Source organism: Archangium sp. (assembly GCF_057119385.1).
Genome location: NZ_DBNGVP010000038.1, coordinates 14,560 through 40,648 on the forward strand (window position 1 = coordinate 14,560; position 26,089 = coordinate 40,648).

A 26,089-nucleotide genomic window follows, 5' to 3' on the forward strand; every position below is an offset into this window, starting at 1 on the left:
ATGATCACCCTCTTTCAGACCCCCATGGCCTGGGGAACCCCCAACCTGAGCCCCTTCTGCTTCAAACTGGAGGCGTACTTCCGGATGGTGGGGCTGCCCTACCAGGTGAAGATGGCCGAGTTGCTGAAGGCCCCCAAGGGCAAGGTGCCCTACGTCGAGATCGACGGGCAGCTCATGGGCGACTCCCAGTTCATCATCGAGTACCTCAAGCGGAAGCACGGGGACACGCTCGATGCGCACCTGACCCCGGAGCAGATGGCCGTCGGCCACACCGTCCGGCGCATGCTGGAGGAGTGCACCTACTGGTACATCGTCTACATGCGCTGGGTGGATGACGCGGGCTGGCGCGCCTACACGCCCATCGTGGAGACGATGATCCCCACCGTCACCGGCGGCCCGGTGCCGCTGTCGGCGCTGCGCCAGAAGATGCTGGGCATCCTCCATGACCAGGGCACGGGCCGTCACAACATGGAGGAGGTCCAGGCGCTGGCCCGGCAGGACATCTCCGCGCTGGCGACGATCATGGGCAACAAGACCTACCTGCTCGGGGACTCGCCCACGTCCTTCGACGCGGTGGTCTACTCCTTCCTGGTGAGCATCATCGCCAACCCGGTGGACACGGAGTTCAAGCAGCACACGCTGTCGCAGGAGAACCTGGTGCGCTACTGCGCCCGCTTCAAGTCGCGCTTCTTCGCGAACTGGAAGCCGCCCGAGACCCAGGCCGCCTGACCCGTACGCCTGGAGAGGCCTGCGCCGATGAGCTCGGATCCTTCCGATGTCAGGGGTCAGGCCCCGGCCTCCGCGGAGGAGCTGTCCGCGGAGACCCGCGAGGTCGTCGCCTACTATGACGCCCTCGCGCCGACGTACGACGCGGACCGTTTCGGCAACTCGTACGGGGCCTACCTGGACGGGCTGGAGCGCCGGGCGCTGCGCGAGTGGCTCCGGGGCCCGCGGGTGCTGGATCTCGCCTGTGGAACGGGCCGCTTCCTGGACCTGGCCAGCGAGGGGTTGGACCTGAGCGGGAAGATGGTGGAGCGTGCCCGGGAGCGATGGCCGGGCAGGCGCATCCACCACGCCCCGGCCTGGAGCATCCCCGCCGCGGACGGCAGCTACGACAGCGTCTTCGCCCTGCACCTCTTCATGCACCTGCACCTGGGAGACATCCGCCGGGTGATGGCCGAGTGCCGGCGGGTGCTGCGCCGGGGAGGGGTGCTGGTGTTCGACTTTCCCAATGCGTTGCGCCGCCGGCTGGTGGGCTACCAGGCCACCGGCTGGCACGCGGGCACGGAGCTGATGACGTGGGACCTGCGGATGCTGGGGGGCGGACACTGGCGCCTCGCCAGCTCGCGAGGCCTCGCGCTGGCGCCCGTCCACCGCCTGCCCCCCGCGGCCCGCCCGGCCTTCATGGCCGCGGAGGTGCTGCTCGGGCGCACGCCGCTGAAGCACCTCGCTTCGTACCACCTGGTGAAGCTCGAGAAGGTGGACTGACCTCCTCCGCCCGCTCGTGCCGGTGCCCCTCCGGGTGCACGTGGCCCGCTGGAGCCCCGCGACGTCGAGTTCTCCATCGAGGAGGAACCGGACGCCCGCCTGGACGCCAACGGGGCACCCGGTGGCACGACCCCCGAGGCGCCGGGCGTGGGTCAGCACCACACCACGGGTGGCCGGGTGGTGGAGAAGAGGAGAACGGGGCGCATGGGCGCGGGGGGCTCAGCGGGCCGCTCGCGCGCTCGTGCCGTGGCACGACCGTTGTCCTTGCTGCTCGAGACGAGCAACCCCGCGCCGAGGATGACAAGGGTTGCAACGAAGATGGTGGTGTCGAAGTTCATGGTCCCCTCCCTTTCTGACGTTCATCCAGACTGGGGCCCGAACCCGGCTTTGTGACTGTCACCCACCGCCAAACACTTTCAATCCCTTACTGCGAGCCCGTAGCAGGAATCATCCCGGAAACGCATCGGCGGTGGGCGTGGGAAGAAAGCCAGATCGCGGCAAAAGGCCCGGCGTGGAGCACTCCACACCGGGCCTTCTCCTGCTCATCGACTCGGAGAGTCGCTCAAGCTCACCCGCAGGCGTCGGTCGGACAGGAGTAGTCCGTGCAGCGCGGGGTGGTGAGGGGGGCCTTCATCTGCGGTCCCTGCTCGGTGGTGATGTTGCGGAGGGTCTCCTTGTTCAAGCTCAGCTTCTTGGGCTGCTTCTTCTGCTCGTTCATGGCCTGCTCCTCGACATCGCGTGGATGGGGACTCAACCGCCCTCGGGGGACGGCGTTTTCAAGCTAACAGTGTCCTCACTCAGGCGACAAGCTTTCTTTGATTGTCTTTGCGCGAGGCTCCGAGGCACACCACCGAAGTAAATAATTGCCGTAGAACCGTCATGCGGGACAGGACAGTCAGAATTGGGTACAAGGGATAACACGTAGGGCGCAGCCCATTGGCGACATAGGATTGGCTACATAGGGATAACCCGTATGCCTCAGCCCATGAGATGGAATTCCCTGCTCGATGGAGAGGAGCGCGAGACGGCCCTGCGCCTCGTCGCCGGTATCGCGGAGGAACTCTCGCTGCCGGAGCGGCTCGCGACGCGCGATCCTTCCTTCGCCTCGGGGCAGGCCGGTATGGCGCTGCTATTCTCCTACCTCTCGAGAGACAGTGCGCGGTCCCGCCACCTGGAGTGCATGGAGCAACTACTCGACTCGGCCTCGGAGGCGGTGGCCACCCAGCCGCTGCCTCCCGACCTCTACCAGGGCTTCACCGGTATCGCCTGGACCGTCGAGCACCTGCGGGGCACCTCCAACGTGGAGGAGGATCCGCTCACGGAGATCGACGAGGCCCTCGCCGGGCTGCTGCGCACCCGTCCCTGGCAGTACCATTATGATCTCGTGAGTGGCCTGGTGGGGCTGGGCGTCTACGCGCTGGAGCGGCTTCCCCGTCCGGGTGCCCGGGACTGCCTGGAGCAGCTCGTCGCCCGGCTCGCGGAGCTCGCGCAACCCTCCGAGGGAGGCCTGCGCTGGTGGACGCCACCGCCCCTCATTCCCGCGGCCATGCGCGGACAGTTCCCCGAGGGGGCCTACAACCTGGGCGTGGCCCACGGCATGCCGGGCGTGCTCTGGGTGCTGGCGGGAGCCGCCGCCGCGGGCATCGCGACGTCCCAGGCGCTCGAGCTGCTGCGCGGAGGCTGGCGTTGGTTGATGGCGCGGCGGCAACCGGCCACCCAGGGCTCGTGTTTTCCGTCGTGGCTCAGCGCCCACCACCAGACCTGGCCCAACCGCCCGGCGTGGTGCTACGGCGATCCCGGCCTGACGCTCACGCTGCTGCAGGTGGCCCGGGCCGTGGAGGAACCGGGCTGGGAGCAGGAGGCCCTCGCGCTGTGCCGCGAGATGGCGGAGCGCTCGACGGACGGCGCACAGGTGCAGGACGCGGGCCTGTGTCATGGCGCCGCCGGGCTGGCCCACCTCCACCACCGGCTCTTCCACGCCACCGGCGAGGAGGTTTTCGCGCGGGCCTCGCGGGCCTGGTTCCGCAACACCCTCTCCTTCCACCGCCCGGGAGAGGGATTGGGGGGATTCCTCTCCCACGAGGTGCGGCCCGATCTCACGCGCGAGTGGCTCGCCTCCCCGGCGCTCCTCACGGGGGCCACCGGTGTCGCGCTGGCGCTGCTGGCCGCGGCCTCGCCGGTGGAGCCCACGTGGGATCGCATGTTCCTCATGTCCCTTCCGCCCTCGGCCACGCCATGACCCCGCCCCACGGCTTCGTCCCCTCGGGCTTCTTCGCCCTCCGCACGCCCCTGTTGCCCTTCGACGAGCTGCTCGCGTGGAGCGAGGGGCTGTCGGCCCGCGAGGCCGCGCGGCAGGGGGACCTGGCCCGGCTGGAAGTGGCGCTGGCCACGGATAGTGCCCTGCTCCGCGAGCGGCTCCAGGCCGCGCTCGCCCGTCCCGAGATTCGCGAGGCCCTCTTCCTCGCCTCGCCGTCGCTCGATGAGAGCCACGACAGCTGGAGGAAGGCGCCCGGGAGCGAGCGGGGGCAGAAGGTCGAGCGCGCCCTCGTGCGCTATTGGTCCCGCCTCGCCGGACGTGCCACCCCGTTCGGCCTCTTCGCGGGCTACTCGGTGGGACACCTGGGCGAGGCCACCCGTTTCGCGCTGGCCGGGCGCCAGCGGTACCAGCGGCACGCACGGCTGGACATGGACTACGTCTGCACGCTGGCGGAGCGGCTGGCCCACCTCCCCGAGCTGCGCGAGGTGCTCCTCTACCGGCCCAACACCAGCCTCTACCGGGCGGGGGGACGGCTCCGCTACGCCGAGTCACGCCTCCAGGGCCGGACGCGCACGTACCACCTCGTCGCGGTGGAGCCCACGGACTACCTGGAGGCCACGCTCACCCGGGCCCGCTCCGGAGCGAGCCCACGCGCGCTGGCCCAGGCGCTCGCGGACGCGGACCCGGAGGTGTCCCTGGAGGAGGCCGAGGCCTATGTCGGGGAGCTGATCTCCAGTCAGCTGCTCGTGCCGGAGCTGTCGCCCGCGGTGACGGGCCCCGAGCCCATCCATGATCTGCTCGCGCAGCTGCGTCCCCTCGCTCCGGCCACCGGGTTCCACCAGCGGCTGGAGCAGGCCCGGCGGGTGCTCGAGGAGTTGAACCAGCTCCCGCCCGGAGTGGACCCCGAGCACTACCGGGCCCTCGCCCGGGGACTGGAGGCACTGCCGGCGCCGGTGGAGCTGTCGCGCATGTTCCAGGTGGACATGGTGAAGCCCGCCGAGGAGCTGAAGCTGGGCCCGGCGCCCGTGGAGGAGCTCTCCCGCGCCGTGCGGCTGCTGCACCGCCTCCACCCGGCCCAGGAGCCGCTCCACCTGCGCCACTTCCGGGAGGCCTTCCAGCAGCGTTATGGCGAGCGCGAGGTGCCCCTCGTCGAGGTGCTCGACGAGGAGGCGGGAATCGGCTTCGACCAGGCGGACGTGCCCACGGCGGAGGCCTCGCCGCTGCTGGAGGGGCTCGCGTTCCCCGCCCCGGCCGCGGAGGAGCGCGTTGCCTGGGGAGCCCGGCAGCAGCACCTGCAGCGCCGGCTGGCGGAGACGCTGCGCACGGGCGCGCGCGAGCTGGTGCTGGACGAGCACGATCTGAAGGCGCTGGAGTCCCGGGACGCGCCGCCCCTGCCGGACTCCTTCGCGGTCATGGCGACCCTGCTGGCGCCCTCGGAGGAGGCCCTCGGCGCCGGGGAGTTCCAGGTGATCATCGACGGGGTGGTGGGGCCCTCCGGAGCGAACCTGCTGGGCCGCTTCTGCCACGCGGACCCGGAGCTCCACCGGCACGTGGAGGCCCACCTGCGCGCCGAGGAGGCACTCCGCCCGGACGTCCTCCACGCGGAGGTGGTCCACCAGCCCGAGGGACGGGTGGGCAACATCCTGAGCCGGCCCGTGCTGCGCGGGCATGAGATCGTGTTCCTCGGGCGCTCGGGCGCGGAGCCGGAGCGGCAGTTGCCCATCACGGACCTGCGCGTCAGCGTCCAGGGGCGGCGCATCGTCCTGCGCTCGGAGCGCCTGGGGCGGGAGGTGCTGCCGCGGCTGACGAACGCGCACAACTTCGCCCGGGCCCACCTGCGGCTCTACCGCTTCCTGGCGACCCTCCAGCAGCAGGGCACGACGGGAGGCATGAAGTGGAGGTGGGGCGCCCTGGAGACGAGCCCGTTCCTGCCGCGTGTCGTCGCCGGGCGGCTCATCCTCCAGCGCGCCCGGTGGCGGCTGCCGGCGAAGGCGCTCGAGGCACTGGGCGAGGTGCACGGTGGCGCGCGCTACCAGGCGGTGCAGCGGCTGCGGGACGAGCTGGGGCTGCCGCGCTTCGCGGGGGTGACGGACGCGGACAACGTGCTGCCGGTGGATCTGGACAACGTGCTGAGCGTGGAGACCTTCGTCCACCTGGTGAAGGAGCGCGAGCACGCGGAGCTCGTCGAGCTGCCCGACGAGGCCCGCTGCGCACACGGTCCCGAGGGCCACTTCGTCAACGAGCTGGTGGTGCCCTTCGTGCGCACGGAGCGCCCCGCCGCCTCGGAGCTCCGTCCGCGCACCGCGTCCCTGCCCCGCTCGTTCGCGCCCGGCACCGAGTGGCTCTACGCGAAGCTCTACACGGGCACGGCCACGGCCGACCGCGTCCTGCTCGAGGCGGTGGCGCCGCTGATGCGGGAGGCGCTGGCCTCGGGCGCGGCGGACCACGGGTTCTTCATCCGCTACGGGGATCCGGACTGGCACGTGCGCCTGCGCCTGCACGGGCCCCCTGCCCGGCTGCGGGGGGAGGTGCTCGGCGGGCTGTACGAGAGGCTGGCGCCTCTGCAGCACGAGGGGCTGGTGTGGCGCGTGCAGCTCGACACGTACGAGCGCGAGGTGGAGCGCTACGGAGGACCCGAGGCCATGCTGCTGGCCGAGCGCCTCTTCCACGTGGACAGCGAGGCCGTGCTGGAATTGCTGGAGCGCTACTCCGGCGACGCGGATGCACGCTGGCGCGTGAGCCTGCTCGGCGTGGACATGCTGCTCGGGGACATGGGGATGGACCTGGAGGCGAAGCGCCGGGTGATGGGGCGGCTGCGCGAGGGCTATGGCCGGGAGTTCCGCGTGGACGTGGCGTTCGAGCGGCAGCTCGGCGAGAAGTTCCGCGAGCACCGGCGGGAGCTGGAGGCCCTGCTCGCCCCCACTTCCGCGGTGGAAGAAGGCGCGCTGGCACCCGCACGAGAGGTACTGCGAAGGCGCTCGGAGCGCTCGGCCCCATGGGTGGGCGAGCTGCGGGCCCGGGAGGCGGAGGGCAAGCTGAACCAGGGCGTGGAGCAGCTGGCCGAGAGCTACGTGCACATGCACGTCAACCGCATGCTGCGCACGGCCGCGCGGGCCCAGGAGCTCGTCCTCTACGATCTGCTCCACCGGCTCTACGAGTCCCGGGCCGCACGCCAGCGCCGCGCCGCTGGGTGAGCATGAGAGCTGCTCGGGCTGCGAACCGAACGTGTACAGGGGGCTGGGGCACTATCGGGTCCTGCACAAGAACGATGCGCTGAACCACGGACCCGGTTGTGCTGGGCAAACAGGCCATGCTCGGATGAACCCATGCGCTTCTTCGCATGGGCGACGCTGATGTGCAGCTATCTGGTGGGCTGTGTTGGAGTCCCATCCCAGTTGCGACAATCAACCATGGGACCCGGACCCGGCCCTGGATGTGTAGGCACACTGGATTGTGCATGCAAGAACGGCTCAGCGGCAGCTTGCGAGCAGTTGGGGGTGGCTCCCAAGTCTCCCAAGCCCCCCAGAGTGCCCAAACCCCAAGAGCCCAAACCCCCGGGTCCCGGGCCAGTTCCGCCGATCGATACGGGCAAAGAGACTGAGGCGAGCGAGGCGCTCACACCGGATACTGCCACGAAGGATCGCTGCACGGACTACTACGTCAGGTGCGTAGATGCAGGCGGAGAAAGCCTGCCGGGTCGCTACAAGAATGAAACTCGCTGTTCAGCTTGCATGCACTACTGCACCACCCATGGTTTCTGGCCTGAGGCTCTCTATTCCTGGAACGGAGTGCGGCTGCCATGTCCCGGTCACTGACCCGGGCAGAGGAGAGGTCTCTCCGCATCGGCCAGGCACGAGGTCGCCTCCTCCTCTCGCTCCGGAATGCCTCTGTCGCCGAGAAGCTCCAGGCGTACAAACGACTGGAGCTGCGACTCCTTAGAGATGAAGCGCTCACGGCGAGCGAGCAACTGGAGTTGCGGCGACGAATCGCCGAGGACCTGCTCACCGCGGCGAGTGAGGGTCCTTGGCGATTGTTCTCACCCTACCTGCGGCGGATGGAGCGACTCGGCTACTCCGGACTGGACCGCCGCCTTCTGGCCTGCGTCCTTGCCGCGACGGCATCGAAAGGCTCTCCCACTGGGAGGCGCAAGACGGCTGAACTCATCGCTGACATCGGGCGGCGGACGCGTGGACGGAAGTACCACCCGGCACTCCAGGAGGAGATCACCAGCGCGGTGGAACGAGCCCGCCGGCTCGCCGGGCTCACATAGCTCGGGCGAGCAGGTCTCTCCATCGAGACACACATGGCAACGAAGCAGCGCCGCTCAGTACCCCAGGTAGACGAACCGCATCGAGGACGTCTTGTCCCCGAAGCTCACGTTGTTGAGATTCACCGAGCCGCGGCCACTGAGCTCACGGTAGCTGCCTCCAAAACTGGCGTGCTCGTACAGACGCGCACGCCATCCGTAAGGCAGGCAGTAGCGCACGGCCGAGGCCTTGTCGTTGAAGCCCTCGATGTAGGAGAAGTTGGAGTAGCTCTCCTTGCCATAATCCGGGTAGTCGATCATCAGCCCGCGGTCGCTGAAGTCGGAGTCGTCATACAGCTCGACGAAGGCCCGGTTGATGTCGCTGTCGCAGCCGGGATTGGGAAAGGTCGCGCGGAACTCCATCATCTTCACCGAGCTGTTGGGACCATCGTTGTCGTGCTCGGTCCCGTAGACGATGAGTTGGCCCGACGGGTCCACGTAGATGCCGCCCGCCGCGTCCAGATTGCACTGGCGGTTGGTGCCAGTGTCGTAACCGGGCGAGGGATAGCCGCAGTACAGGTGCTTCTTCGCGACCTTGGTGATGACCGCCTGGCCGGACTCCTCCGTCAGCCGGAACAGATCGATCCAGTCCTCGCCGTTGGTGGAGTTCAGGTGCGTCCCCGCCAGGAAGAGCGTGCCGTCACACTGGGTCACCAGATCGAGGTTCTGGTAGTTGCCGAACTCCCAGTCACCGATGGTCGAGCGCAACTCGCCCTCGTTCCAGTTGTCCAGCAGAACGAAGCCCGCGGCCGCCGAGCGCAAGTCCCCACCCGTCGAGCGGTAGAACTCGAGATTGTTGGCATTGGCCCGCCCGAGGATGAGCAGGAAGCGCCCGTCCGAGAGCTTCGCCAACGAGGCCGTGCCCGCGGCCGCCGTCTGCCCCCACTGACTCACCGTCAGGCGGACGGGGCTCCAGGGAGTGGCCATGTCATAGAACACGACGCGGCCATTCTCGCCGGATGGACTCGACTCCAGCGGCACGGCGAGCAGGTTGCCCGAGGCCTGCATGCCACCCGCGTGGGTGTAGCTCATGTCCCAGAACCACGCGTCGGTGATGGCCCGGTCCGAGCTGGACGGTGGGGTGGCGGGATAGGACACGTTGGGCTCGAGGCGGTTGGAGCGGAATCGGGCGCCCTCCGTGTTCCGGGAGCCCATCTCCACCACCGTGAAGGCCTTGGTCGTCCCCGAGTGCGAGACGGCGAGGTACCTGCCTCCGGCACCGGGCAGGCGCTGAATGCCCTGCCAGTGATTGAACAGCGTGACCGGATCTCCGATGGGATGGAAGCCGAGCACGTCACCATGGTCGCGCAGTCCGTTCACGGCGGCGACCGCGTCGGGAACGCACCGGTTGCAGTCGTCCGCGCCCCATCCGCACACAGCCCCAGTCCACTGCGCGAAGGCGCTCCCTCCGATCAAACAGGTGGCCAGCAGGCCCACGGCTCCAAGGCTCCGAATCGTTTTCATGGCAAAGCTCTCCCTCGGGTTGAAGGTCCCAGCCTGCCAAAAAGGAAGGGAGAAATGGGGATTTCTCTTGTTCACCAACTCAGGGAGCCGTGGGCGGTCCGGTCCGTCACTCGTCCACATCGACGTAACCCACCTCTCGCTGATGCCGCAGCGCGAGCACCAGCACGGTGTCTTCCGCTTTCAGGAAGCGATAGAGCGCGATGTATCCCGTGCGGCCGCGGGAGATGACCAGCTCGCGCAACCCCTGCTCGGCGGGGCGGCCAATCAGCGGATGCTTTTCCAGCACGGACACGGCCTCGCTGATCCGCGCGACCGCGAGCTCCGCCAGTTCGGGCGAATGCCCGGCAACGAAGTCGACGATCCGCTCGAAGTCCGCCAACGCCCTGGCGGCATAGACTACTCGCGCCATGGCGTGGCCTTGAGGCGCCGGGTCCTGCCACCCCGGGCCCGAGCCGCCATGGCCTCATGCACCTCGTCCGCGTTGAAGCCCTCACCCGTCTCGAGCGCCTCTTTCTCCGCGGCCAGTGCCTCTTCGACGAAGCGGCGTCTGCGCTCCGCCTGGGCGACCTGCTGCTCGATGGCCTCGACCATGAAGGCGTGGGGACTCTTGCCCGCCCCTTTCGCCGCCGCCTCGACCCGGCTCTTGAGTTGCGGTGGCAGCTTGAGCGATGTCGCCATGACAAGAGTCCCCTGGAACGATGAAGGTACTACCACGTTAGTACCAGCGCATCAGGCGGGCAAGGGAGCCGTGTCTAGCAGCCGGTCTCCACCGCGCCGATGTCCGGAGCCCCGCCGCAGAAGGGCAGGCCCACGTTGGCGCCCCGGTCCACGGCCACCGAGTCCGGCCCGAAGGCCGGCGGCGCCGCGCCCGCGTTGCCCGTGGTGGACGTGCTGTCCCCCGCCGCCTGCTGGAAGCCCACCAGGTCCACCGTCTTGCCGTTGGCCGTGAACTGCGCGCCCGCCGGGAACAGGTTGTGCCTCATCTTCAGGCCCGGCCGCTGGCCGCCCAGGTTCACCGCCACCCCTGACTCCGCGATGAGGTTGTTCTCCACCTGGAGGTTGCTCGTGGCACCGCCCGTGCCGTGACCCAGGATCAGCGCCGTGTCCGCGCGCGTCACCGTGTTGTTCACCAGCACCGTGCCCTCCGAGTTCTCCAGCCGGATGGCCGTCCCCTCGCCACCGCCCTGCTTCGAGATGTCGTGGACGCGGTTGCGCCGCACCACCACGCCGCTCGGCACCGGCCCCTCGTGGTTGCCTCCCACCGAGATGCCCTTGCCCGAGTCGTAGACCTCGTTGTCCTCGATGACCACGTCCCGCGCCGAGTAGTGCACCACCACCGCGTCACCCTTCGCCGTGGAGCTCGGCTTGAAGCCGTGCATCTTGTTGTTCCGGATGGTGACGTCGTGGCACGTCTTGATGTCCACCGCGTTCTCGCGGTTGGCGTAGAAGTGGTTGTTCTCGATGAGCAGCCCCTCCGCGGGCGGCAGCGAGCTGAAGCCCTCGGGCCCCAGGCACTGCACCGAGTCACCCGAGTTGTCGTGGATGTCGTTGTTGCGCACCGTGATGTCGTGCGACGCCGGCTGCACCACCACGCCGTGCGAGTCCTGGTTGCCCGAGCTCTTCACGAAGTCGTGGATGTGGTTGTTCTCGATGACCGCGCCCGTCGCGCTGTCATACGTGGTGACCGCCGCACCATGCGTGCCGTGGTGCAGCTCCGAGTTGGCCAGCGTGGAGCCCTTCACGTTCCCCTGGAAGGTCACCGCGTAGACGGGCTGCCGCTGCACATCCAGCTCGAGGCCGTCGAGGATCCAGTACGGCCGCCGCACCTGCACGAGCGCGCCGGAGCCGGAGCCCGGGACGATGCGCGGCTTGCCCTCGCCCTGCAGGGTGATGGGCGAGCCCTCGGAGCCGGCCTTGGCGTTGTCGCCGATGACGACGCGCTCGGCGTAGGTGCCCGCGAGCAAGCGGCCAGGAGGGCCGCTGGAGTCCTGCTCTTCTTGCTTGCTTGGATTGTCATGAGCAGGGGGAACCCCCATACCGGGCCCCGGTATTCGCCCCCCCGCCTCGCTGCCCGCCTGGACTCCAACCAGGAGGTGGCGGCCCGCGCCTTCCACAGGTACCGTCGGGGGGCTTTGCTCAAAGCCGTTCTCCCACTCCTCGCGCTGCTCCTCGTCACCTGCGCCGCACCGCGCCCGCTCGCGTCCGCGCCGGCTCCGGAGGCCCTGCGCTCCGAGTCCTCGGCCCGCCCGCGCCACGCCGCGCCCGCGCCCCCGGACAAGTCCTCCCTCCCCCCCCTGGATGCGCCCCCCCCCGGCGAGCTGCCCGGCCCGGACAGCCTCAAGCGCCTGGACTTCCGGGGCGGTGAGCCGCAGGTCCCCATCGGGTTGATGCAGGGCCGCCGCGAGGTGCGCTTCTCCCCCAGGGGGCGCATGCGGCTGCGCTTCGGCGGGGAAGCGGAGCGGATGTTGGAGGCGCCCGCGGGCTCGGTGTGGACGGTGCGCGTCACCGACGGCACGCCCGCGGAGCTGTCCGTGCGCATCCAGCTCGAGGAGCTTCCCTTCGCCGACAAGGAGGGCCTCGCCGAGGTGCAGGGCCGGTGGCAGGCCCGGGGCGTGGCGGTGCGCGCGCATGTGCTCGGCGTGCTCTACGGCATCGCGGGGAAGGTCATCGACAACCGGCGCTACCTGCTGCTGCTGGACGAGCAGCTCTCCCCGAAGCAGGCCACGGAGCGCCAGGCGGAGCTGCTGCGCCAGTTCGGCGTGCGCACCACCCTCTTCGAGGAGGTCCGCGCCCCCGCGCGCGCCATCCTCGAGCTGCGCGACGAGGCGGGCAACGTGGTGGGGCTCGCGCAGGACAGCCTCTACGCGGAGACGCTGGACGACGCCGGCTTCGACGTGCGGCAGGTGGAGCACGACGTCGGCTACGACAACCACGGCTTCGAGGACCGGAGCTTCCGCGGCACGCTGCAGCTCTCCGTGGATCGCCACGGCACGCTGGCGGTGGTGAACGTGGTGAAGCTGGAGGAGCTGCTCAAGGGGCTGGTGCCCTCGGAGATCTACGCCCGCGCGCACCCGGAGTCCCTCAAGGCGCAGGCGGTGACGGCGCGCGGCGAGGTGCTGGCGAAGGTGGGCATCAAGCACCTGGCGGATCCCTACCTGCTGTGCTCCGAGCAGCACTGCGCGGTGTACCGGGGCCGCACGGGCGAGGCGGCGAGCACCAGCGCGGCGGTCGAGGCCACGCGCGGCCAGGGGCTCTTCTCCTCGGACGGCAAGCTGGTGGACTCGGTGTACAGCGCCATGTGCGGAGGCCACACGGAGGACAACGACGTCGTCTGGGGAGGCCCGCCCAACCCGAGCCTGCGCGGGAGGCCGGATCTGATCGGCCCGGCGGAGGGAGTGCCCACGCCCGCGACGCTGGCGGAGTACCTCCAGGCGGAGCTGCCCGCGGCGTGCCGCCTCTCCACCTTCGCGCGGGCGGGCAAGTACCGCTGGGAGAAGCGCTTCACCGTGGAGCAGGTGAACGCGCTCACCGCGCACCTCGAGGTGGGGCCGGTGCACGCGCTGAGCCTGGGCGAGCGGGGAGTCTCCGGCCGGGCCCGCACCCTCACCGTGGCCGGCGAGAAGGGCGTCACCCAGGTGCGGGGCGAGCTGAACATCCGCCGGCTCTTCGGGATGCTGAACAGCGCCATGGCCCTGGTGGAGGAGGAGCGGGACGGCGAGGGCCGCCTCACCGGCTGGCGCTTCCGCGGCGGCGGCTGGGGCCACGGGGTGGGCATGTGCCAGACGGGCGCCATCGGCCGGGCGGAGGCCGGACAGCGCTACCAGGACATCCTTCGTTTCTACTTCAACGGTGCCGAGGTCGCGCCCATCTACTAGAAGAGTGCGTACACTCCAGGGGGAGTGGTCCAACCCAGGTTGTCGCCCCGAAAACGTCTTGGGAGTAACGGACGGGTTCGGGGGTTATCATCAGCACGCGTGTCGACGGGTCCTTCGGTTCCAGAGCAGACGTCCAGGCGCAGGCGCAGGCGGGAACACCCCGCTCGCTACCTCATTGCCCTCGTGCTGGCCTTGCTGGCGCACGGCGCCTTCGTCGGCCTGCTGGCGCTGATGGCCCACATCCAGCTCAACCTGCCGCCCGAGCCCAAGCCCCCCAGGCCGGCGAGCGCCGTCGTCATGCGCCCCCTCAGTGCCCAGGAGTGGGCGAAGAACCGCGGCCCCCAGGCGCCCGACTCGAAGCTCCCTCCGGCCAGCCAGCAGAAGCCGCCGGAGAAGAAGAAGCCCGAGGAGATGCCCAAGGGGCAGGTGGTGGACGTGGCCCCGGGCAACCAGCAGGAAGCACCGGACGCCCAGTACCTCGCCGAGCACGACAACAAGGTGGAGAAGGAGACGCGCGCGAAGAACCAGACGCCCTTCTACCGCAACGCCATGCCCCGCACGACGGCGCGCGAGTCCCGGGAGGGCTCGGGCCCCAGTGACGAGAAGGCGCCTCAAATCGCCGGCAACAACGGCGCGGGCGCGGACGAGCGGCCCATGAAGGAGGGCGGCAAGAAGTCCGCCTTCGAGCTGCCCGACGCCAAGAAGAAGCAGGAGATCGCCCTCAAGCAGGATCCCACCTCCCCCGGCCCCGGCATGGAGGTGAACAACAGCGACGAGAGCGACGAGCTGGCCGGCAACTCCAAGCGGCTGCGCATCCAGCAGGGCTTCGAGGACGACGAGGAGGGCTCCAGTGGCCGCCTGGGCTCCCCGGGGATGGCCCGGCTGATGCCCTCGCAGGCGGTGATGGATCAGATCATCGGCGGGGCGCCCAATGACCGGCTCCAGGACGTGGACGAGGGAGAGGGCACCTACCTCAATACCCGCGAGTGGAAGTACGCCAGCTTCTTCAACCGGGTGAAGCAGAGCGTGGGCACGCAGTGGGATCCCAACTCGGTGCTGATGCGGAGGGATCCCTCGGGGCAGACCTACAGCGGCAGGGATCGCTACACCCTGGTCAACGTCACCCTGGACGAGAACGGCCGGGTGGCCAACATCACCATCGAGAAGAGCTGCGGGCTGGACTTCCTGGACCTGGCGGCCGTGGAGTCCTTCAAGAAGGCCCAGCCCTTCCCCAACCCGCCGCCGGGCCTGCTGGAGGACGACTCCAAGGTGCGCTTCAAGTTCGGCTTCTTCATGGAGATGGGTGGCGGCCCCCGGATGCGGCTCTTCCGCCAGCCCAACTGAGGACCCGGGCACCCGGGAGGCTCGCGCGCGGGCCTCGTTGGAATTAGGGTGCGCCGCGTGGATGCCTCCTCGCAGATCCAGCGCAACCGGAAGGTGCGCACCGTGCTCGCCACCATCCTCGTGGCCAACTGGGCCGTGGCGGTGGCCAAGATCGTCTTCGGGTGGATGAACGACTCGGCCGCGGTGACCGCGGACGGCGTGCACTCCTTCATCGACGGCGGCTCCAACGTGCTCGGCCTGGTGGCCATGTCCGTGGCCTCCCGTCCCGCGGACGATGATCACCCCTACGGCCACGGCAAGTTCGAGGCGCTGGCCTCGCTGGGCATCGGGATGATGATCGGCATCGCCATGCTGGAGCTGGGCCGCATGGCGTTCGACTCGCTGCTGCACGACCGGCACCCCACGGTGACGCCGCTCATGGCGGCGGTGATGGTGGGCACCCTGCTGGTCAACCTGGCCGTCACCACCATCGAGCGCCGGCAGGGCGAGAAGCTGCAGAGCCCGCTGCTGCTGGCGGACGCGCGGCACACGCTCTCGGACGTGGGCGTGACGCTGGCGGTGCTGGGCTCCATGGGGCTGGTGTGGCTGGGCTTCCCCAAGGCGGACGGCATCGTCACGTTGGGCGTGCTGGTGGTGGTCGCCCGGGTGGCGTGGGGCATCGTCAAGCAGGCGGTGGGTATCCTCTCGGACACGGCGCGGTTGGATCCGCAGAAGGTGATGAACCTCACCCTCCAGGTGCCGGGCGTGCGCTCGTGCCGCGACGTGCGCAGCCGGGGAATGGAGGGGACGGTGTACGTGGATCTGAAGATCGAGGTGGATCCCCAGCTGACGACCGCCAAGGCCCACGTGCTGGCGGACGCCGTGGAGGCCCGGCTTCAGGCGGAATTCCCCGAGGTGGTGGACGTGGTGGTGCACGTGGAGCCGGGGAGCCCGTCACAAAGCGCCCTTCCGGACCCTACCCGGGCATGAACCTGGAACTCGCCATCTACGTCACGACCCTGGCCCTCATCGGCGCCAGCTACCTGCTCTCCGGCAAGCGCGAGCTGCGCGGCGCCGCGGCCCAGCAGCGCCAGCACGACGCCGAGCTCGACGCGCTCGTGCGCCCCATGCTCCTCTTCTCCATGAAGGCGCCCGTGGCGCACTGCTGAGCCCTCGCGGCTCGAGGGGCCAGGCTTTCCCACGCGTTGGGAATCCTGGAAACGGGTGCGGGCGGTGCCATGGTGCGCTCCGCGCGATACGCTCATGGCCGCTCCCCCCACCCCGAGAGCCATGATGCAGACCTCCTCGACGCCAGCGTTCGGCCCCGACTTCGTCCTCGACCTGGACGATCCCTCCTTCGTCACCAATCCCTACCCCACCTACAAGTGGCTGCGTGAGCAGGCGCCCGTCTACCACTGGCGGCCGCGTGGGGACGCCATCGTCTTCTCCCGTCACAAGGACGTCCGGGCGCTGCTGCTGGATCGCCGCTTCAGCAATGACTACCGCGTCTGGGAGTTCGCCCAGAACGCCTCGGCCTGGCCGCCCGAGCACGCCGAGTACAAGAAGATGATGGACAACGGGCTCTTCGGCCTGGCCGACGCCGATCACACCCGCGTGCGCCGGCTCGTCAGTGGCGCCTTCACCCCCCGGGCCGCCGAGCGCATGCGCGGGGAGATCCAGAAGGCCGTGGATGACATCATCGCCGAGAACGTGAAGGGCGAGCGGGTCAACCTCACGTCCGTCACCGAGCCGCTTCCCATGCGCGTCATCAGCGACATGCTGAAGATTCCGGACGACAAGCGCGCCGAGTTCCGCGCCTTCGGACTGGCGGTGATCCGCGCCTCCATCACCTTCAACAAGCCCGAGGAGCTCTTCGCGCTCATCGCCCCGATGCCGCGGTGGATGCGGATGCTCCGCGAGCTCATCGCCGGCCGCCGCGAGCACCTGCTCGAGGACGATCTGCTCAGCACCCTCATCACCGCCCGGGACAGCGAGAGCAAGCTCAGCGAGGACGAGATGCTCTCCCTCATCCAGGCGCTCATCACCGCCGGCTCCGACACCACGGTGCACGCGGCCAACTGGGCGCTCTACAGCCTGCTGCGGCACCCGGATCAGCTCGCCCAGCTGCGCGCGGATCCCTCGCTGATCCGCAACACCATCGAGGAGTCGCTGCGCTACGATCTCTTCGGCAAGGGAGGGATCCCCAAGTTCGCCAAGGAGGAGCTGGAGTTCGCCGGCCAGAAGATCCGCAAGGGCCAGATGGTCATCCCCTTCGTCACCGCCGCGCTCCACGATCCCGAGGTCTTCCCGGAGCCGGAGCGCTTCGACATCCGCCGCGACGTGAGCCAGACCATCGCCTTCGGCGCGGGCCAGCACTTCTGCCTCGGCGCGGCGCTGGCCCGGCAGGAGCTGGACATCGTCGTGGGCACGCTGGTGCAGCGCTTCCCGAAGATGCAGCTGCTGGGCGAGCCGGAGTTCACGCCGCACCCCATCATGCGCGCCATGTCCAGGCTCGAGGTGTCACTGGGCTGATGCGGTGGTAGACACCAGGGCACGGCTTCGTTTGCACGGCCCACGGTGCTCCAGCTACCGTGCCGGGGAGCCCCGCCTTGTCCTCCCCGGCCCCCTCCCTCCCACTCCGCTGGCATCTCGTCCGGCTCGCGGCCGGTACGCTCCTGCCCGCCGTCGTCTTCGCCGCGGTCGTGGTCTTCCAGCTGGCCCGCATGGAGCGCCAGGACGCCGAGCGGCGGGTGATCCGTTCGGCGCGCGTGCTCGCCACGGCCTTCGAGCGGGAGATGTCCGGCTCCATCCGGACCCTCCAGGCCCTGGCCGAGCTGCTGGACATGAGCGGGTACGAGGTGGCCGTGGCACACGACTGCCCGCAGGCGCTCCAGCAGGCCGACACGTTCCGTCCGGACGTGGCGCTCCTCGACATCGGCCTGCCCGAGGTGGATGGCTATGGGGTCGCCGAGCGCATTCGCGAGCGGCTGGGAGAATCGAGCCCCGTCTTCGCCGCGCTCACGGGCTTCAGCCAGGATGGGGACCGCACGCGCAGCCAGTCAGCGGGCTTCCGTCAACACTTCGTGAAGCCCATCGACATCGACGAGCTGATCGCCTTCATCGAGTCGCCGCGGCCGGCGCGAAGTGGAGCCGCGTAGAACGGCACGGTCCGTCACGTTCAGTACAGGAGCGGGCCCGCCTGACGGGCCTGTTATTGACTACTCGATAGCAAGAACACCTTCGAGCGGCTACCGCATGCGCGCCGACGAAGATTGGCGCCCCGGTGCGTCTCTCCACGAAGGTGTTCACATGAGTCATTCCAGGAACCAGGCCCACGAAGCCCCACCCGCGGGTCCACCCTCCACACAACGGATCACCCTCCAGGTCAATGGCACGGAGAAACAGCTGGAGGTCGCGCCCTGGACGACCTTGCTCGACCTGCTGCGTGAGACCCTCGGCCTCACCGGCACGAAGAAGGGCTGCGACCACGGCCAGTGCGGGGCGTGTACCGTTCTCGTCAATGGCAAGCGTATCAATTCCTGCCTGACCCTGGCGGTCATGAAGGACGGAGCGGAGGTGACGACCGTCGAGGGGCTCGCCACGGGCCAGACGCTCCACCCGCTCCAGGAGGCCTTCATCGAGCACGACGCCTTCCAGTGCGGCTACTGCACTCCCGGACAGATCTGCTCCGCCGTGGGGCTGCTCAACGAGGGCAAGGCGAAGACGGTGGAGGACATCCGCGAGCTGATGAGTGGCAACCTCTGCCGGTGTGGCGCCTACCCCAACATCCTCGCGGCCATCGACCAGGTGCGGCGAGCGCGGGAAGGGAGTGGTGGCCCATGAATCCGTTTTCCTTCGAGCGGGCCGAGACCATCGCGGGCGCGGTCAGCGCCATCGCGAAGAACGACAGGGCGCGGTTCATCGCGGGCGGCACCAACCTTCTCGATTTGATGAAGGAGAATGTCTCGCGGCCCGCCCGGCTGATCGACATCACGCGGCTGCCCTTGGCGAGGATCGAGGAGACCGGGGACGGTGGCTTGCGGATCGGCGCGCTCGTCACGAATGCGGACACCGCCTACGACGAGCGGATCCTGCAGCGCTATCCCTTGCTGTCCAAGGCCATCCTCGCGGGCGCATCGGCACAGCTGCGCAACATGGCGACGACGGGCGGCAACCTGCTCCAGCGCACGCGGTGTTATTACTTCTACGACACGGCCACGCCCTGCAACAAACGAGCGCCCGGCTCGGGTTGCGGTGCGATTGGCGGCTTCAATCGCATCCATGCCATCCTGGGCACCAGTGACAAGTGCATCGCCACCCATCCGTCGGACATGTGCGTGGCGCTCGCGGCGCTCGGCGCGACCGTCCGCGTGACCGGGCCGGATGGCGAGCACACCCTTCCCTTCTCTGGCTTCCACCGCCTGCCCGGAGACACGCCAGAGTTGGATACGAACCTGCGGCCCGATGAGCTCATCACCGCCGTGGACCTGCCCGCGAAGGGCTTCGCCACGCATCACGCCTACCTGAAGATCCGGGACCGTCAGTCGTACGCGTTCGCGCTCGTATCGGTGGCCGCCGCGTTGGAGCTGGACGGTGGCCACATCCGGGAGGCCCGGCTCGCGCTCGGCGGCGTGGCCCACATGCCGTGGCGCGACACGGCAGCCGAGGCGATGTTGAGCGGCAAGCCCGCCACCGTGGAGAACTTCCGCGCCGTCGCGGAGGCGATCGTCCGGGAGGCGAAGGGCTTCGGACACAACACCTTCAAGATCGAGCTGGCGAAGCGGGCCGTGGTGCGGGCCCTGGAGCAAGCCACCGGGATGGAGCAGCCGTCATGACGAAGACCTCGACCCTGCTTGGAAGACCCATCAGCCGCGTCGATGGCCGCCTCAAGGTGACGGGCGAGGCGAAATACGCCGCGGAGTTCAACGTCCCCGGTCTCACCCATGGCTGCGTCGTGTCGGGTGCGATCGCCAGGGGGAAGATCAAGAAGATCGACACGAGTGCCGCCCTCGCGGTCCCGGGCGTGCTGCACGTCTTCACGCACGAGAACCGGCCGCGAGCCGCCTGGTTCGACCGCAACTACCAGGACGAGGACGCTCCCTCGGGCTCGCCGTTCCGGCCGCTCCATGACGACGAGATCGTCTACAGCGGACAGCCCATCGCGCTGGTCGTCGCGGAAACGCTCGAGGTGGCGCGCTACGCCGCGTCGCTCGTCCAGGTGGAGTACAAATCCCATTCACACGAAACGGATCTGCGGGCCCGGCGTGACAAGGCCTATGCGCCCAAGGAGGGAAAAGGAGGCTTCGAACCGCCTCCGAAGCCCAGGGGCCATGCCGACAAGGCGCTCGCCAACGCCGCGGCGCGGATCGACGCGGAGTATTCCTCGCCCGTCGAGCACCACAACCCGATGGAGATGCACGCGACGACGGTCGTCTACGACGACGACGGCACGCTCACCGTCTACGACAAGACCCAGGGCGTGATGAACACCCAGAAGTATGTCTCGAAGGTGTTCCACCTGTCCCCGGAAGAGGTGCGCGTGCGCTCGCCCTTCGTGGGAGGAGCCTTCGGCTCGGGCTTGCGGCCACAGTATCAACTCTTCCTGGCGGTGATGGCGGCGCGCGAGCTGAAACGCTCGGTGCGAGTGGCGCTGACCCGCCAGCAGATGTTCACGTTCGGCCACCGCCCCACGACGTTGCAGCGGGTGGCGCTCGGCGCCTCGGCGGAGGGCAAGCTCGAGGCCGTCATCCACGAGACCGTCTCGGAGACCTCGCGCTTCGAGGACTACATCGAGGTCATCGTCAACTGGTCCGGCCTGCTCTACCGGTGCGACAACGTCCGGCTCGACTACAAGGTGGCGCAGCTCGACACGTACACGCCCATCGACATGCGCGCGCCCGGTGCGGCCGTGGGCGTGTACGCGCTGGAGTGCGCCATGGACGAGCTGGCCTCCGCCGTAGGCATGGATCCGCTCGAGCTGCGGCTGAAGAACTACGCCGAGCGGGATCAGAACGAGGACAAGCCGTTCTCGAGCAAGGAGCTCCGGGCCTGCTACCAGCAGGGTGCCGAGCGCTTCGGATGGGCCAGGCGCACGCCCGCCCCGCGCTCGATGCGCGAGGGCAGGCAGCTCATCGGTTGGGGGATGGCCACCGGCATCTGGGAAGCCATGCAGCAGGAGGCCAGCGCGAAGGCCGTCCTGGGCATCGACGGCAAGCTCACCGTCAGCAGCGCCACCGCCGACATCGGAACCGGGACCTATACGGTCATGACCCAGATCGCCGCGGAGACGCTCGGCCTGCCGGTGGAGGATGTGACCTTCAAGCTGGGGGATTCCTCGCTGCCCATGTCACCTCTCGAGGACGGCTCGTGGACCGTGTCCTCGGTGGGCTCGGCGGTGAAGGCGGCCTGCGAGAAGGTGCGCGAGCGGGTGTTCGAGCTCGCACGGAAGGTGAAGGGCTCGCCCCTCGCGAAGGCCCGCCTGGATGAAGTGTCGTTCGAGGGAGGGCACATCCGCTCCAAGGAGGACCCTTCCCGGGCGGTGTCCATCACCGAGGCCATGCGGCACGGAGAGGTCCTCCACATCGAGGAGCAGACGGTGTCCCTGCCCGACAAACACAAACAGTCGGCCTACACGCTGTGCACGCACTCGGCGGTGTTCGCGGAGGTCAGGGTCGACGAGGACTTCGGCACCGTGAAGGTCACCCGCGTGGTCAGCGCCATCGCGGGCGGCCGCGTCTTGAACCCGAAGACGGCGCGAAGCCAGATCCTCGGTGGGGTCGTCTGGGGAATCGGCATGGCGCTGGAAGAGGAGTCGGTCCCGGATCAGAAGCTCGGCCGGTTCATGAACCACAACCTCGCCGAGTACCACGTGCCCGTGAACGCCGACGTGCGGGACATCGACGTGATCTTCGTCGACGAGGAGGACACCATCGTCAATCCGCTCGGTGCCAAGGGGCTGGGAGAGATTGGCATCGTGGGCGTGGCGGCCGCGATCGCCAACGCCATCTTCCACGCGACGGGAAAACGCGTCCGGGACCTGCCAATCACTCCAGACAAGCTGCTCTAAATCGCCTCAGGGATGTCCTGAGACAAAGCGCTGATACCGCGTCCATTTCCCCTCGCCCTCCGGGAGAGGGAATATTCGGTCACAGTCCTGAAAGGGATCAAGGGGCGGACACGAACCACTCCCAGTCCTCGGCATCCGCCGGGAAGGGATTCCTCTGGCGGGAGGCGAGCACCTCGGCCCGCCAGGCCTGGAGTCCCCCCTTCAGCGGCCAGCCCCGCGTCCACACTCGGGTGCATCCGCTGCTCCTCGACTCCCGGGTTGTCGCGGGGGCGTGGGTGGGCGAGGCTCCCCACCCTACCGGAGGTGTTGATTGTACATGCCGTCCACCCGCGTGCTCGCCGCCGCGCTGCTCGTCCTGCTGTCCGCTTGTGCCACCTCGCGCCCCGCCCCCCAGGCGGAGGCCCCCACGCTCTCTCCCGACCGGAAGGCCCTGCGCCGCATCGTCGATGCGCACCTCGAGGAGCAGTTCCGCCGCTTCCCCCAGTTCGCCACCAGCAAGGGCCTGCACACCTACGATGACCAGCTGGCCGGCTTCACCGCCGAGGAGCAGCTGTCCTGGGCCGCCTTCCTGAAACAGGAGCTCGTCACCCTGCCCCAGCAGGTGGATCGCTCCCGGCTGTCCCCGCTCGACCAGGCCGACTACGACATCTTCGAGTCCAACCTGAAGGCCCGCATCCTGGACATCGAGGAGGTGCGCGGCTGGGAGCGCAACCCCAACACCTATCTGAGCACCGCCTCCAGCTCCGTCTATGGGCTCATCAACCGGGACTTCGCGCCGCTCGAGCAGCGGATGCGCTCGGCGGTGGCCCGCATGGCGCGGCTGCCCGAGGTGTTCGCCGCGGGCAAGGCGGCGCTGAAGAACCCGCCCCGGCTGTGGACGGAGATCGCCCTGCAACAGGCGGCGGGCACGCGCTCGCTGCTCGCCAGCACCCTGCCCCAGGCCTTCGCACCGGTGAAGGACGCGGCCCTCCAGGAGTCCTTCACGCGCGAGCAGGCGAAGGCGCTCGCGGCCCTGGAGGACTACGTACGCTTCCTACGCGAGGACCTGCTGCCGCGCTCCAACGGGGACTTCGCCATCGGCGAGTCCATCTACCGCCGGAAGCTCTCCTACGAGGAGGGCGTCACCGAGGACATCGACAGCCTGCTGGCCTGGGGCCGCGCGGAGCTGAAGCGCACTCAGGACGAGTTCCGTGAGGTGGCGCGCCGGCTGGATGCGAAGAGGGCGCCCATGGACGTGTACCGGGAGCTGGGCAAGGAGCACCCCACTCCGGCGGAACTGGTGCCCACCACGCGGGCGACGCTGGAGACGATCCGCCAGTTCCTGGTGGACCAGCACATCATCACCATCCCGAGCGAGGTACGGGCGCAGGTGGCGGAGACGCCGAGCTTCAACCGGGCGCTCTCCTTCGCGAGCATGAACACGCCGGGCCCCTTCGAGACAGTGGCCACCGAGGCCTACTACTACGTCACGCCGCCGGACCCGTCCTGGAGCGCCGAGCAGACGGAGCAGCACATGAGCTTCTACAACCGCCATGCGCTGGAGCTCGTCTCCATCCACGAGGCCTACCCGGGCCACTACGTGCAGTACCTGTGGACCAACAAGAAGGTGGACTCGCGGGTGCGGCAGTTGATGGGCAGCGGCTCCTTCAGCGAGGGCTGGGGCCTGTACACCGAGCAGATGATGTTGGAGGCGGGCTACGGCGGCAGGGGCGTGGCGGCGGACAAGCTGAAGCTGAACCAGCTGGCGCTCTACCTGCAGCGGCTGGCGCGCTACATGGTGGGCCTGTCGCTGCACACGCGCGGCATGACGTACGAGCAGGCGGTGCGCTTCTTCGAGGAGGAGGCGTACATGCCGCGCATCAACGCCGAGCGCGAGGCTCGCCGGGGCACGAGCGATCCCACCTACCTGGTGTACGCGCTGGGCAAGAAGATGCTCCTGGAGCTGCGCGAGGAGGCGAAGGCGCGCTGGGGCAAGGACTTCACCCTGCAGCGCTTCCATGACGCCGTGGTCTCCTACGGCTACCCGCCCGTGCCCGTGGTGCGCCGGCTGATGTTCGGCGAGAACTGAGCGCCGGACGGCTCAGCGCCCACTCTCCCATCGAAGGGCCCGGAACCAACCGCTGGTCCCGGGCCCCGCGCTACTTCACCCGATCATCGACTCACTTGCAGAGCGGACTGCCCTCGGTGGTGCCCTCGGGGCATCCCTGGCCGACGCAGTACTTCACGCCGCTGTCCACCACCGTGCGGCCGGACTGATCATGCGGCACGACCACACGGCAGGAGGCCTCGGTGGAGAGGCCCGCGTCGTTGGTGATGGCGTAGTGGATGGTGTAGACGCGGCCATCCCCCGTGCCCTCGCGCTCCGAGCGGATCTGCACGAACGACTTGCCCACGATGATGGACATGTCCTCGCAGGTGCGGCCGTCACCGTTGCCATTGGCATCCTCCACCTCGTCCGAGGTGACGCGGAGCACATGGCCGTACGTGTCCAGCGGCAGCGTGTTGCCGCACGAGTCCGTCGCGGGCTGGGCGCAGTCGGACAGCGACAGGGTCACGTACTTGTGGTTGGGCGGCCACATCTGCACGCCCTTGTCCGCACCGGCCACGGGCGCGCCGTCATTGCAGTAGCCGCAGACGTCGTCGCCACCACCACCACCACCGTTGCCGTCGTCATCGTCGTCGTGACCGCCACCACCGTTGCCGTGGCCATCGCCGTCGTCATCGCCGTCGTCGCCCTCGTCATCATCGCCGCCGCCCGTGCTGCCGACGATCACCGAGAAGCCGCACGTGGACACGTTTCCGAAGGCGTCCTGGGTCGAGCAGGTGACGGGCGTCTCGCCCACAGGGAAGGTGGAGCCCGAGGGATGCGAGCAGTTGACGGCCACCTCGCCGCAGTTGTCCGTGGCCGAGGTCGTGTAGTTGACCCGGGTGCCACTCGGGGCGCAGGCGCGGATGACGATCGGAGAGGTCGGGCAGCTGAGCACCGGCGGCGTGGTGTCGCCGGTCACGGTCACGTTGAAGCGGCAGGAGGCCGTGTTGCCCGCATCATCCCTGGCGGAGCAGGAGACGGACGTCTCGCCCACCGGGAAGGTGGAGCCCGAGGCGTACGAGCACGACAGGGTGGCCGGGCCACAGGTATCCGTGGCCGAGGCCGCGAAGGTGGCCGGGGCTCCGGCGGGCGAGCACGTCTCGAGCACCTGCGAGGCCGGGCAGCTGACGGTCGGCTTCGTGGTGTCCACCACGGTGACGTTGCCCACGCACTGGTCGGTCGCCGCGCCATCCGAGGCCGTCAGGGTGACGGGATGCGTACCCAGGGGCAGCGAGGTGGTGGGCACCTCGGTGATGGACAACGGCGACGGCCCGTTGTCCGGGTCGTAGCTGCCATTGTTCACGCTCGCGCTGCCCAGGCAGTACACGTCCGCGTTCACCGTCACGTCCCGGCACAGCGCCACCGGCGGCTTGTTCGTCGGCGTGGTCACCGTGCACGTCAGGTTGCCCGTGGCCGAGGAGCCGTTGTTGTCCTCGCGGCACTCGGAAATGGTGCCCTTGCCCGTGCCGTCATCGTCCACCACGGCCCACACCTCGGTGGTGCCGAAGCTGGTGGAGGACACCACCACCGTCGCGATGGCCGAGCCGCCCACCGGCAGCGCATCCGTCACCGTGGCCACGCCCAGCAGCGTGCCACCCGTGGCCGGATTGCCCTTGTAGAAGGCCACCTTCACACCCGCCGCCACGGCCACCTCGCCCTGGTTGCGCACGCGCGCGCCCAGCACCAGCGAGCCGTAGCCATCGCACGACGTCGTCACATCCGACGCCAGCAGGTCCGCGGCCGCGAAGGGACTCGGCCCGTCACCGAAGTAGTTGGCCACGTTGGAGCGGAAGTTGTTGAGCTTCGGGTTGAGCCAGTTGGCCGCGGGCAGCGTCGGAATCGTTCCGTCGTTGTTCACGTTCGTGATGCTGTACGCGTGCTGGTTCCAGATCTTGCGCGTCCCGGCCCACCCTTCCTTCTTGTCGTGCCACACGCGCACCCCGTTGAAGCCCGGGGCGCCGTGGTTGTTCTCCACCGTGACAATCTCCGCCGCGCCGTCCCCGTCCACGTCCGCCACGATGGGGAACTCGTGCGTCGTGCCCGAGCTGTGCGCCGTCTCCCAGCGCAGCGCTCCCGTCACTCCGTCGAAAATCCGCAGCTTCAGCTCGTCCGCGTAGATGACCTCCAGCCGCCCGTCATCCTCGAAGTCGAACGTCGTCGACGTCGTCTTTCCCGAGCTGTACTCCTGGATGGGGAACGTCCACTTCACCGTCCCGTCCGC

22 protein-coding genes are annotated in these 26,089 nt (G+C 68.9%); 15 read left to right on the plus strand and 7 right to left on the minus strand.

Annotated features, from left to right (window positions below; all coding sequences use genetic code 11):
* Together AC16DP_RS09415 and AC16DP_RS09420 are read left to right on the plus strand one after the other, a co-directional pair.
* On the plus strand, positions 1 to 729 hold the full coding sequence (locus AC16DP_RS09415) for a glutathione S-transferase family protein (protein WP_329731265.1): 729 nt from the start codon (positions 1 to 3) through the stop codon (positions 727 to 729).
* A gap of 27 nt (positions 730 to 756) precedes the next feature.
* Positions 757 to 1,488, plus strand: a complete 732-nt coding sequence (locus AC16DP_RS09420; RefSeq protein WP_329731264.1) for a class I SAM-dependent methyltransferase — start codon at positions 757 to 759, stop codon at positions 1,486 to 1,488.
* A 152-nt stretch (positions 1,489 to 1,640) separates the two neighbouring features.
* On the opposite strand, the gene AC16DP_RS09425 is transcribed toward AC16DP_RS09420, so the two are convergent.
* Positions 1,641 to 1,826 carry a hypothetical protein gene (locus AC16DP_RS09425; protein ID WP_329731263.1) on the minus strand — a complete coding sequence of 62 codons (186 nt, stop codon included), beginning with the start codon at positions 1,824 to 1,826 and terminating at the stop codon, positions 1,641 to 1,643.
* 230 nt (positions 1,827 to 2,056) lie between these two features.
* Complete coding sequence (locus AC16DP_RS09430) at positions 2,057 to 2,206, minus strand: hypothetical protein (protein ID WP_329731262.1); 150 nt, start codon at positions 2,204 to 2,206, stop codon at positions 2,057 to 2,059.
* Between the two features lie 267 nt (positions 2,207 to 2,473).
* Here AC16DP_RS09430 and AC16DP_RS09435 point away from each other — a divergent pair, with 267 nt between their 5' ends.
* The 3 genes from AC16DP_RS09435 (at position 2,474) to AC16DP_RS09445 (ending at position 8,015) form a co-directional block, all read left to right on the plus strand.
* A complete protein-coding gene (locus tag AC16DP_RS09435) occupies positions 2,474 to 3,727 on the plus strand; it encodes a lanthionine synthetase C family protein (protein ID WP_329731261.1) in 1,254 nt (417 codons plus the stop codon).
* Positions 3,724 to 6,939, plus strand: a complete 3,216-nt coding sequence (locus AC16DP_RS09440) for a lantibiotic dehydratase (RefSeq protein ID WP_329731260.1) — start codon at positions 3,724 to 3,726, stop codon at positions 6,937 to 6,939. The genes AC16DP_RS09435 and AC16DP_RS09440 overlap by 4 nt, the downstream gene beginning before the upstream one ends.
* A gap of 605 nt (positions 6,940 to 7,544) precedes the next feature.
* On the plus strand, positions 7,545 to 8,015 hold the full coding sequence (locus AC16DP_RS09445; RefSeq protein ID WP_329731259.1) for a hypothetical protein: 471 nt from the start codon (positions 7,545 to 7,547) through the stop codon (positions 8,013 to 8,015).
* 54 nt (positions 8,016 to 8,069) lie between these two features.
* Here AC16DP_RS09445 and AC16DP_RS09450 read toward each other — a convergent pair whose 3' ends face one another.
* The 4 genes from AC16DP_RS09450 to AC16DP_RS09465 form a co-directional block, all read right to left on the minus strand.
* Positions 8,070 to 9,515 (minus strand): hypothetical protein, encoded by a 1,446-nt coding sequence (locus AC16DP_RS09450; protein WP_329731258.1) that lies wholly within the window; start codon positions 9,513 to 9,515, stop codon positions 8,070 to 8,072.
* Positions 9,516 to 9,621: 106 nt separating this feature from the next.
* The gene (locus AC16DP_RS09455) at positions 9,622 to 9,924 is read right to left on the minus strand and encodes a type II toxin-antitoxin system RelE/ParE family toxin (protein WP_329731257.1); all 303 of its coding nucleotides are present in this window, start codon (positions 9,922 to 9,924) and stop codon (positions 9,622 to 9,624) included.
* A complete protein-coding gene (locus AC16DP_RS09460) occupies positions 9,912 to 10,193 on the minus strand; it encodes a CopG family ribbon-helix-helix protein (RefSeq protein WP_329731256.1) in 282 nt (93 codons plus the stop codon). The genes AC16DP_RS09455 and AC16DP_RS09460 overlap by 13 nt, the downstream gene beginning before the upstream one ends.
* 74 nt (positions 10,194 to 10,267) lie before the next feature.
* Entirely contained in the window at positions 10,268 to 11,479 is a 1,212-nt protein-coding gene (locus AC16DP_RS09465) for a right-handed parallel beta-helix repeat-containing protein (RefSeq protein WP_329731255.1), read from the minus strand.
* A gap of 168 nt (positions 11,480 to 11,647) precedes the next feature.
* Between AC16DP_RS09465 and AC16DP_RS09470 the strand changes: the two genes are divergently transcribed.
* The 10 genes from AC16DP_RS09470 (at position 11,648) to AC16DP_RS09515 (ending at position 23,847) form a co-directional block, all read left to right on the plus strand.
* Complete coding sequence (locus AC16DP_RS09470; protein ID WP_329731254.1) at positions 11,648 to 13,390, plus strand: SpoIID/LytB domain-containing protein; 1,743 nt, start codon at positions 11,648 to 11,650, stop codon at positions 13,388 to 13,390.
* 99 nt (positions 13,391 to 13,489) lie between these two features.
* On the plus strand, positions 13,490 to 14,734 hold the full coding sequence (locus AC16DP_RS09475) for an energy transducer TonB family protein (protein WP_414640766.1): 1,245 nt from the start codon (positions 13,490 to 13,492) through the stop codon (positions 14,732 to 14,734).
* A 48-nt stretch (positions 14,735 to 14,782) separates the two neighbouring features.
* The gene (locus AC16DP_RS09480; protein WP_329731252.1) at positions 14,783 to 15,703 is read left to right on the plus strand and encodes a cation diffusion facilitator family transporter; all 921 of its coding nucleotides are present in this window, start codon (positions 14,783 to 14,785) and stop codon (positions 15,701 to 15,703) included.
* Complete coding sequence (locus tag AC16DP_RS09485) at positions 15,700 to 15,882, plus strand: hypothetical protein (RefSeq protein WP_329731251.1); 183 nt, start codon at positions 15,700 to 15,702, stop codon at positions 15,880 to 15,882. Before AC16DP_RS09480 ends, AC16DP_RS09485 begins: the two co-directional genes overlap by 4 nt.
* Before the next feature lie 121 nt (positions 15,883 to 16,003).
* Positions 16,004 to 17,245: a cytochrome P450 gene (locus AC16DP_RS09490; protein WP_329731250.1), complete on the plus strand. Its 1,242-nt coding sequence runs from the start codon at positions 16,004 to 16,006 to the stop codon at positions 17,243 to 17,245.
* A gap of 77 nt (positions 17,246 to 17,322) precedes the next feature.
* Positions 17,323 to 17,871, plus strand: a complete 549-nt coding sequence (locus AC16DP_RS09495) for a response regulator (protein ID WP_329731249.1) — start codon at positions 17,323 to 17,325, stop codon at positions 17,869 to 17,871.
* A 151-nt stretch (positions 17,872 to 18,022) separates the two neighbouring features.
* Complete coding sequence (locus tag AC16DP_RS09500) at positions 18,023 to 18,556, plus strand: (2Fe-2S)-binding protein (protein WP_329731248.1); 534 nt, start codon at positions 18,023 to 18,025, stop codon at positions 18,554 to 18,556.
* Positions 18,553 to 19,548, plus strand: a complete 996-nt coding sequence (locus tag AC16DP_RS09505) for an FAD binding domain-containing protein (RefSeq protein ID WP_329731247.1) — start codon at positions 18,553 to 18,555, stop codon at positions 19,546 to 19,548. The genes AC16DP_RS09500 and AC16DP_RS09505 overlap by 4 nt, the downstream gene beginning before the upstream one ends.
* Positions 19,545 to 21,779 (plus strand): xanthine dehydrogenase family protein molybdopterin-binding subunit, encoded by a 2,235-nt coding sequence (locus tag AC16DP_RS09510; RefSeq protein ID WP_329731246.1) that lies wholly within the window; start codon positions 19,545 to 19,547, stop codon positions 21,777 to 21,779. The genes AC16DP_RS09505 and AC16DP_RS09510 overlap by 4 nt, the downstream gene beginning before the upstream one ends.
* 316 nt (positions 21,780 to 22,095) lie before the next feature.
* Entirely contained in the window at positions 22,096 to 23,847 is a 1,752-nt protein-coding gene (locus tag AC16DP_RS09515; RefSeq protein ID WP_329731245.1) for a DUF885 domain-containing protein, read from the plus strand.
* A gap of 91 nt (positions 23,848 to 23,938) precedes the next feature.
* Here AC16DP_RS09515 and AC16DP_RS09520 read toward each other — a convergent pair.
* Positions 23,939 to 26,089: HYR domain-containing protein (locus AC16DP_RS09520; RefSeq protein WP_483956678.1), on the minus strand; the 2,151-nt coding region annotated here is incomplete at its 5' end.

Bases quoted from the DNA above. Each gene is read 5' to 3' on its own strand.
- AC16DP_RS09510 (WP_329731246.1), top strand. From the start codon at position 19,545: ATGACGAAGACCTCGACCCTGCTTGGAAGACCCATCAGCCGCGTCGAT.
- AC16DP_RS09455 (WP_329731257.1), bottom strand. From the start codon at position 9,924: ATGGCGCGAGTAGTCTATGCCGCCAGGGCGTTGGCGGACTTCGAGCGG.
- AC16DP_RS09515 (WP_329731245.1), top strand. From the start codon at position 22,096: ATGCCGTCCACCCGCGTGCTCGCCGCCGCGCTGCTCGTCCTGCTGTCC.
- AC16DP_RS09460 (WP_329731256.1), bottom strand. From the start codon at position 10,193: ATGGCGACATCGCTCAAGCTGCCACCGCAACTCAAGAGCCGGGTCGAG.
- AC16DP_RS09435 (WP_329731261.1), top strand. From the start codon at position 2,474: ATGAGATGGAATTCCCTGCTCGATGGAGAGGAGCGCGAGACGGCCCTG.
- AC16DP_RS09425 (WP_329731263.1), bottom strand. From the start codon at position 1,826: ATGAACTTCGACACCACCATCTTCGTTGCAACCCTTGTCATCCTCGGC.
- AC16DP_RS09485 (WP_329731251.1), top strand. From the start codon at position 15,700: ATGAACCTGGAACTCGCCATCTACGTCACGACCCTGGCCCTCATCGGC.
- AC16DP_RS09445 (WP_329731259.1), top strand. From the start codon at position 7,545: ATGTCCCGGTCACTGACCCGGGCAGAGGAGAGGTCTCTCCGCATCGGC.
- AC16DP_RS09450 (WP_329731258.1), bottom strand. From the start codon at position 9,515: ATGAAAACGATTCGGAGCCTTGGAGCCGTGGGCCTGCTGGCCACCTGT.
- AC16DP_RS09440 (WP_329731260.1), top strand. From the start codon at position 3,724: ATGACCCCGCCCCACGGCTTCGTCCCCTCGGGCTTCTTCGCCCTCCGC.
- AC16DP_RS09490 (WP_329731250.1), top strand. From the start codon at position 16,004: ATGATGCAGACCTCCTCGACGCCAGCGTTCGGCCCCGACTTCGTCCTC.
- AC16DP_RS09500 (WP_329731248.1), top strand. From the start codon at position 18,023: ATGAGTCATTCCAGGAACCAGGCCCACGAAGCCCCACCCGCGGGTCCA.
- AC16DP_RS09430 (WP_329731262.1), bottom strand. From the start codon at position 2,206: ATGAACGAGCAGAAGAAGCAGCCCAAGAAGCTGAGCTTGAACAAGGAG.
- AC16DP_RS09415 (WP_329731265.1), top strand. From the start codon at position 1: ATGATCACCCTCTTTCAGACCCCCATGGCCTGGGGAACCCCCAACCTG.
- AC16DP_RS09420 (WP_329731264.1), top strand. From the start codon at position 757: ATGAGCTCGGATCCTTCCGATGTCAGGGGTCAGGCCCCGGCCTCCGCG.
- AC16DP_RS09505 (WP_329731247.1), top strand. From the start codon at position 18,553: ATGAATCCGTTTTCCTTCGAGCGGGCCGAGACCATCGCGGGCGCGGTC.